The organism is uncultured Lactobacillus sp., assembly GCF_948948975.1.
Lineage (GTDB): Bacteria > Bacillota > Bacilli > Lactobacillales > Lactobacillaceae > Lactobacillus.
In genome coordinates this window covers 56,595-63,874 of record NZ_CARBVX010000011.1, presented here as the reverse complement: position 1 = coordinate 63,874, position 7,280 = coordinate 56,595, and the positions used below count along the sequence as shown (strand labels likewise).

Annotated in this window: 7 protein-coding genes; all 7 read left to right on the top strand. The window is 36.0% G+C overall.

Annotation, left to right across the window (positions count from 1 at the left end):
* Positions 1–250 precede the first annotated feature (250 nt).
* Positions 251–1,246: a PTS sugar transporter subunit IIB gene (locus Q9R40_RS05855; protein WP_297937228.1), complete on the top strand. Its 996-nt coding sequence runs from the start codon at positions 251–253 to the stop codon at positions 1,244–1,246.
* Positions 1,247–1,267: 21 nt separating this feature from the next.
* The gene (locus Q9R40_RS05850; protein ID WP_300591695.1) at positions 1,268–2,071 is read left to right on the top strand and encodes a PTS mannose/fructose/sorbose transporter subunit IIC; all 804 of its coding nucleotides are present in this window, start codon (positions 1,268–1,270) and stop codon (positions 2,069–2,071) included.
* Positions 2,072–2,100: 29 nt separating this feature from the next.
* Positions 2,101–3,030: a PTS system mannose/fructose/sorbose family transporter subunit IID gene (locus Q9R40_RS05845; protein ID WP_243535577.1), complete on the top strand. Its 930-nt coding sequence runs from the start codon at positions 2,101–2,103 to the stop codon at positions 3,028–3,030.
* Between the two features lie 64 nt (positions 3,031–3,094).
* Positions 3,095–3,457 (top strand): DUF956 family protein, encoded by a 363-nt coding sequence (locus Q9R40_RS05840; RefSeq protein WP_300591698.1) that lies wholly within the window; start codon positions 3,095–3,097, stop codon positions 3,455–3,457.
* Positions 3,458–3,615: 158 nt separating this feature from the next.
* Positions 3,616–5,010: an amino acid permease gene (locus Q9R40_RS05835; RefSeq protein WP_011162556.1), complete on the top strand. Its 1,395-nt coding sequence runs from the start codon at positions 3,616–3,618 to the stop codon at positions 5,008–5,010.
* Positions 5,000–6,382: an amino acid permease gene (locus Q9R40_RS05830; RefSeq protein WP_304676895.1), complete on the top strand. Its 1,383-nt coding sequence runs from the start codon at positions 5,000–5,002 to the stop codon at positions 6,380–6,382. The genes Q9R40_RS05835 and Q9R40_RS05830 overlap by 11 nt, the downstream gene beginning before the upstream one ends.
* A 163-nt stretch (positions 6,383–6,545) precedes the next feature.
* Positions 6,546–7,271 carry a gamma-glutamyl-gamma-aminobutyrate hydrolase family protein gene (locus Q9R40_RS05825; RefSeq protein ID WP_300591702.1) on the top strand — a complete coding sequence of 242 codons (726 nt, stop codon included), beginning with the start codon at positions 6,546–6,548 and terminating at the stop codon, positions 7,269–7,271.
* Positions 7,272–7,280 lie beyond the last annotated feature (9 nt).

Genomic DNA, 7,280 nt, shown 5'->3' with positions numbered 1-7,280 from the left:
GTAGAGCACCTGACTGTTAATCAGGTTGTCGTCAGTTCGAGTCTGACAGCCGGAGTAAAGTTGATAAGTTAAAGGAAGAATGAAGAATTATCTTTATTCTTCCTTTTTTGTATAGTTATTATTTTTTTTAACTTTTTTAACTTTATGCAAGCATTTTCAATAAAAAAATGGTATGATATTAAAAGCAAACGTATACATTTATTCTGCTATAAAGTATTCGTGGAGATATTTTGATTAAGGGGGAAATCAAATGGTAGGAATTGTCCTAGCTAGTCATGGTGGCTTTGCTGATGGAATCTTTCAATCTGCTGAAATGATTTTTGGTAAGCAAGAGAATCTAGCTCATGTGATTTTAAAGCCTGATGAAGGTCCGGATGATATTAGAGCTAAGATGGAAAAAGCTGTTGCTTCTTTTGATGATCAAGATCAAGTATTGTTTTTGATTGATCTATGGGGAGGTACACCATTTAACCAAGCAAATAATCTTGTTAAAGAACATGAAGATACTTGGGCTATTGTATCAGGTATGAATCTACCTATGGTTATCGAAGCTTTGGGGCAAAGAATGGCAAGTGATAATGCTCATGATATTGCCAAAGCTATTGTTAAACCAGGTCGTGATGGAATTAAAACACAACCTGAATCTCTTATGCCTAAAGAGGAGACAAAGGCTGCCCCAGCTGCTAATGCACAACCACAAGGTGCTATTCCTGAAGGTACGGTTATTGGCGATGGTCACATTAAGTATGTTTTAGCTAGAATTGATTCGCGTCTTCTTCATGGACAAGTTGCAACTGGTTGGACTAAGGCCATGAATCCAAATCGAATCATTGTTGTTTCCGATAATGTTGCGAAAGATAAAATTCGTAAAACAATGATTAAGGAAGCAGCACCAGCTGGTGTACCGGCAAATGTTGTTCCAATCAATAAGATGCTTGAAGTAGTGAAAGATCCACGTTTTGGAAATACTAAGGCATTGATCTTATTTGAAAATCCAGAAGATGCACTTAAAGCTATTAAAGGTGGAATGGACATTAAAGAATTGAATGTTGGATCCATGGCATATAGTGATGGTAAAGTGAATGTCAATACTGTTTTGGCAATGGATCAAAAAGATATTGATACATATAAGAAATTAAAAGATTTGGGCGTTAAATTTGATGTTCGTAAAGTTCCTTCTGATGGTAAACAAAACATGGATGAACTTTTGGATAAAGCTCAAAAATTAGTTGATGAAAAGAAATAAATTACAGGGGGATTTATATAAATGAATGCTATTCAGATGATTCTGGTAGTGATCGTTGCCTTCTTTGCAGGTATGGGAGGAATTCTTGATGAATTTCAATTCCATCAACCTCTAGTGGCATGTACTTTAATTGGTTTGGTTACTGGTAACTTAACTATTGGTATTATTCTTGGCGGTTCACTACAAATGATTGCTTTAGGTTGGGCTAATATTGGTGCTGCCGTTGCTCCAGATGCAGCTTTAGCATCTGTTGCTTCAACTATTATTTTGGTTCAAGGTGGACAAGGTCAAAAGGGTATTGGTACTGCGATTGGTATTGCTATTCCTTTAGCCGTTGCTGGTTTGTTCTTAACTATGTTAGTTCGTACTATTTCTGTTGCCATTGTTCATATTATGGATAGAAAAGCAGAAGAAGCTAACTGGAGAGCTATTGACCGTTGGCAAATGATTGCTGTTGCTTTACAAGGTTTACGAATTGCTATTCCAGCCGCATTATTACTTGCTATTCCAGCTTCTGTTGTTCGTGCTGGCTTAAATGCAATGCCAGCATGGTTAAACGAAGGTATGACCATCGGTGGTGGTATGGTTGTTGCTGTTGGTTACGCGATGGTTATTAATATGATGGCTAGCCGTGAAGTATGGCCATTCTTCATCATTGGTTTCTGTTTGGCAGCCGTTAAAGAATTAACTTTGATCGCTCTTGGTGGTATTGGTATTTCCCTTGCTATTATGTACCTTGCTCTTGAAGGTTCTAAGGGTGGAAACAACAATAGCTCTAATTCTGGTTCAGGCGACCCATTGGGCGACATCCTGGATGACTATTAAAATTTGAGCGAAAGGAGGCTAATTATACAATGACTGAAACTGCACAAAAGAAATTAACTTTAAGTAAATCAGATCGTATTAAGGTTTGGTGGCGTTCTACTTTTCTTCAAGGTTCATGGAACTATGAAAGAATGCAAAATGGTGGTTGGGCTTACAGTTTAATCCCAGCATTAAGAAAATTATATCCTGAAAAGAAAGATCTATCCCTTGCATTAAAGAGACACCTGGAATTCTTTAATACACACCCATACCTAGCATCACCTATTATTGGTGTTACTCTTGCTTTGGAAGAAGACAAGGCTAATGGTGCGGACGTTGATAACACTGCTATTCAAGGTGTTAAAGTTGGTATGATGGGACCTTTAGCCGGCGTTGGTGACCCGGTCTTTTGGTACACTGTTCGTCCTATTATTGGTTCATTAGGTGCTTCACTTGCTTTGAGTGGTAATATCTTAGGACCTATCTTGTTCTTTGTATTATGGAATGTAATTCGTATGGCATTCTTATGGTACACTCAAGAAATGGGTTACAAAGCTGGTACTAAAATTACAGAAGATGCCTCAGGTGGTTTATTACAAAAGATTACCCGTGGGGCTTCTATGATGGGTATGTTTGTTATCGGTGCTTTAATTGAGCGTTGGGTAACAATTAACTTCAAACCAGTTGTTTCAAGCGTTCCACTTCAAAAGGGTGCTTATATTGATTGGAATACCCTTCCAAAGGGAGCAGAAGGTATTCACAAAGCTTTGAGTGAATACAACTTAGGTAATGGTATGGCCTTAGATAGAATTAAGGAAACAACCTTACAACAAAACTTGGATAGTTTAATTCCTGGTCTTGCTGCAGTTCTATTAACTTTCTTATGTATGTGGTTATTAAAGAAGAAAGTTTCACCAATCGTTATCATTATTGGTATATTTGTTGTTGGTATTGTGGGTCACGTAATCGGCTTACTATAACAATTAATCAGATAAGAAACGGTCTTGTTTAGACCGTTTTTTTATATATGAAAAGGTTTTTTATATGGTTCAATCATTAAATGCAAAATCAGAGTATGTGGATGCTGCGACTTGGTTTAGAGGAATTCCTACATATGGAAAAGTTTTAGTCGGAGATAAAGGGTTTGAGTTTTATAGTGATAATAATCCAAATGACTATGTACAGATTCCGTGGGATGAAGTAACCGTTGTAGTTGCGGATGTATATTTTGGTGGAAAATATATTCCTCGTTTTAAGATTTGTACTAAAAAAAATGGTAGTTTTATTTTTGCTGCGAGACATGTAAAGCCAACTTTGCGCGCTGTTCGAAAGCATGTACCAGCAGATAACATGAGAAAAGCTCTTACCATTTGGCAAAAAATCAAACGGAATTTTAAGCAAAAGTAATTAAGGAGATTTAGCTCTGTGGCTAAGCTCCTTATTTTTTGTTAAAAAGGCCTTGGCATTAACGCGTACCTGTATTAAAATATCATTAATCAATTTTTGATATCTAAAACTAGCTCTCAAGTGACTGCTAGTTTTTTTTATAGGAGTGGCACTAAGTAATGGAAAATAAAAAGTCAATGCCTAAATTGAAACGTTCCATGACAGCTGGTCAAATGGAAATGATCTCTTTAGGTGGGGCAATTGGTGTTGGATTATTCATGGGATCTACATCAACTATTAAATGGACCGGGCCTTCAGTTTTACTCGCTTATATGTTTGTTGGATTAATTTTGTACATTGTAATGCGGGCCTTGGGAGAAATGTTATATGTTAATCCAGGAACAGGATCATTTGCAGATTATGCAACTGAATATGTCCATCCATTAGCGGGATATTTAGCTGAGTGGGCTAATGTATTTGAGTATATAGTTGTTGGAATGTCTGAAGTAGTTGCAGCAACTGAATATTTAAAGTTTTGGTGGCCAAAAGTGAATGTGTTTTGGTCAGGAATTATTATTATTTTGTTTTTAGTGTTAGCAAATTTAGCTAGCGCCAAAGCATACGCTTCCCTAGAGTTTTGGTTTGCAATGATTAAAGTTGTAACTATTATCTTAATGATTATTTTAGGATTCATTGTAATTTTCTTTGGAGTAGGGAACGGCGGAAAGCCAACTGGGTTTAGCAATCTATGGTCACATGGTGGCTTTTTCACTGGTGGAGTAAAAGGTTTCTTCTTCTCAATGTCAATTATTGTTGGTTCATATGAGGGAATCGAGTTACTAGGCATATCCGCTGGTGAGGTAGCAAATCCTAAAAAAGCCATTGTAAAAAGTGTTAAATCGGTTTTGTGGCGTATCTTAATTTTCTATGTTGGAGCAATTTTTGTTATTGTTACGATCTATCCATGGAATGAATTAAGTAATATTGGCTCTCCATTTGTAACTACATTTGCAAAGGTAGGAATTACAGCAGCGGCAAGTATTATCAACTTTGTGGTTTTGACGGCAGCCTTGTCAGGAGCAAACTCTGGAATTTATTCATCTAGTAGAATGCTTTTTAAATTAGCTCATGATGGGGATGCTCCTAAGACCTTTGGACATATTTCTAAACGAATTGTTCCTAATCATGCAATTTTAGGTATTTCCGGGGGAATACTAATTGGATTTATTATTAATATGATTGCAGCTACAATTAATAAATCTACTCAAGATTTATTCGTTGTCGTTTTCTCGTCTTCAGTCTTACCAGGTATGATTCCATGGTTTGTAATCTTACTTGCTGAACTAAAATTTAGACGCAATAATCAAGATTTACTAGTAGACCATCCCTTCAAGTTACCGCTATACCCTATTTCCAATTACTTTGCATTTTTGATGCTGATTGTTATAGTTATCTTTATGCTTATTAACCCTGAAACGAGAGTGTCTGTATTAGTGGGAGCTGCTGTCTTACTTATAGCTACAATTGTTTATCTATTTCGACATAAAAAGGATGGTGTAAATAATGGAGAATAAACAGAATCATCCTCCTAAATTAAAACGATCGATGACTGCTGGACAAATGGAAATGATCTCTCTAGGTGGAGCCATTGGTGTTGGATTATTCATGGGATCTACATCAACTATTAAATGGACGGGGCCATCAGTTTTATTAGCCTATATGTTTGTAGGACTAATTTTATACATCGTAATGCGAGCATTGGGAGAGATGCTATATGTTAGTCCGGGAACAGGATCATTTGCAGATTATGCAACAGAGTACATTTCACCATTAGCAGGATATTTAGCAGAATGGGCGAATGTCTTTCAATATATTGTTGTTGGTATTTCAGAAGTTGTGGCTGCCACAGAGTACTTAAAGTTCTGGTGGCCCGAAATTAGTGTTTTTTGGTCTGGAATAATAATTATTGCTTTCTTATTGTTGGCAAACTTAGCTAGTGCTAAAGCTTATGGAACCCTAGAGTTTTGGTTTGCGATGATTAAAGTAGTAACAATTGTGATAATGATTATTTTAGGCTTGCTAGTAATTTTACTTGGTGTTGGAAATCATGGGAAACCCCTTGGCTTTAGTAATCTATGGGCACATGGTGGCTTTTTCACTGGCGGAATAAAAGGATTCTTTTTCTCAATGGCAATTATTGCTGGTTCATATGAGGGAATAGAGTTAATTGGTATTTCTGCTGGCGAAGTCGCAAATCCGCAAGAAGCAATTGTAAAAAGTGTAAAATCAGTTTTATGGCGTATCTTAATTTTCTATGTTGGGGCAATATTTGTAATCGTTACAATTTATCCTTGGAACCAATTAAGTAATATCGGATCTCCATTCGTAGAGACTTTCACTAAGGTGGGAATCACAGCAGCTGCTGGTATTATTAACTTTGTAGTCTTAACGGCAGCTTTATCAGGTGCTAATTCTGGTATTTATTCATCTAGTAGAATGCTATTTAAATTGGCACATGAGGGAGAAGCACCAAAGACTTTTGGAAAATTATCGAAGCGTATTGTTCCTGATCGGGCTATCGTTGGAATTACATCAGGTATTTTAATCGGCTTTATTTTGAACTTAATAATGTCAACTATGAATAAGTCAATGGGAGAATTATTTGTTGTTGTCTATAGTTCTTCTGTTTTACCAGGAATGGTAGCATGGTTTGTAATTCTGATTGCTGAATTGAAATTTAGAAAAAATAATGCGCACTTAATGGCTGAACATCCGTTTAAGTTACCTCTATACCCATATTCAAATTATTTTGCATTTGCAATGCTATTAGTGATTGTTGTGTTTATGTTTATTAATCCAGAGACACGAATCTCTGTGGGTGTGGGCGCTGGAGTTTTGGTATTAGCAAGCCTTGTGTATATGCTTAAACATCGTAATAAAAAATAATTAATTGGACCATTCCTTTAGGGATGGTCTTTTTTATCAGGACATAATATTAGCTTATGATGGGAAAAAAGTGTTAATTTTAAGTCATAGTGTTTACGCATTAAACCATATAATTTATAATTAAATTTAACTGGTAAAAAGTAAGTTGAAGGAGCGAGTAAATATGAAACCAATTATTGGAATTTCTGGTTCGATAATTATTGATGATGGTGGTATTTTTCCAGGCTATCGTCGGAGCTATGTTAATGACGATTATGTTGATTCTATAATTCAAAATGGTGGCATTCCTTACATCATTCCTTTCAATGAAGATAAGGAAGTTGTGAAAGAGCAGCTTTTAAACGTTCAAGGATTAATTTTATCTGGTGGTCATGATGTAGATCCTCATAACTATGGTGAAGAGCCTGAACAAAAATTAGGGGATATTTGGCCTGAAAGAGATAAATTTGATATGCGACTCCTAAAATTAGCTGAAGAAAATGGTATTCCAGTTTTGGGCATTTGTCGTGGTGCACAAATTATTAATGTGTATCATGGTGGAACCTTATATCAGGATCTTAGTTATAGAAAAGAAAAAACGTTAAAGCATAGTCAAGGTCAGACCCCAACTTTGCTTACTCATACTGTAAAAACAGTAGCAGGTACTAAGATTGCAGAATTGTTAGGCAAAGAAGAGATGCGAACAAATTCTTTTCACCATCAATTAATTAAGGATGTAGCAGACGATTTTAAGGTTTCAGCTCGCTGTGTGGATGGAGTAGTAGAGGCAATTGAAAATAAGGATGCATCAGTTATTGCTGTTCAATGGCATCCTGAAATGCTTCATCGCGTAGTTCCTTATCAAAATAATCTGTTTAAATATATTATTGATAATGCAAAGAAAAAATAGAAAGAAGTT

Bases quoted from the DNA above. Each gene is read 5' to 3' on its own strand.
- Q9R40_RS05840 (WP_300591698.1), top strand. From the start codon at position 3,095: ATGGTTCAATCATTAAATGCAAAATCAGAGTATGTGGATGCTGCGACT.
- Q9R40_RS05825 (WP_300591702.1), top strand. From the start codon at position 6,546: ATGAAACCAATTATTGGAATTTCTGGTTCGATAATTATTGATGATGGT.
- Q9R40_RS05850 (WP_300591695.1), top strand. From the start codon at position 1,268: ATGAATGCTATTCAGATGATTCTGGTAGTGATCGTTGCCTTCTTTGCA.
- Q9R40_RS05835 (WP_011162556.1), top strand. From the start codon at position 3,616: ATGGAAAATAAAAAGTCAATGCCTAAATTGAAACGTTCCATGACAGCT.
- Q9R40_RS05855 (WP_297937228.1), top strand. From the start codon at position 251: ATGGTAGGAATTGTCCTAGCTAGTCATGGTGGCTTTGCTGATGGAATC.
- Q9R40_RS05845 (WP_243535577.1), top strand. From the start codon at position 2,101: ATGACTGAAACTGCACAAAAGAAATTAACTTTAAGTAAATCAGATCGT.
- Q9R40_RS05830 (WP_304676895.1), top strand. From the start codon at position 5,000: ATGGAGAATAAACAGAATCATCCTCCTAAATTAAAACGATCGATGACT.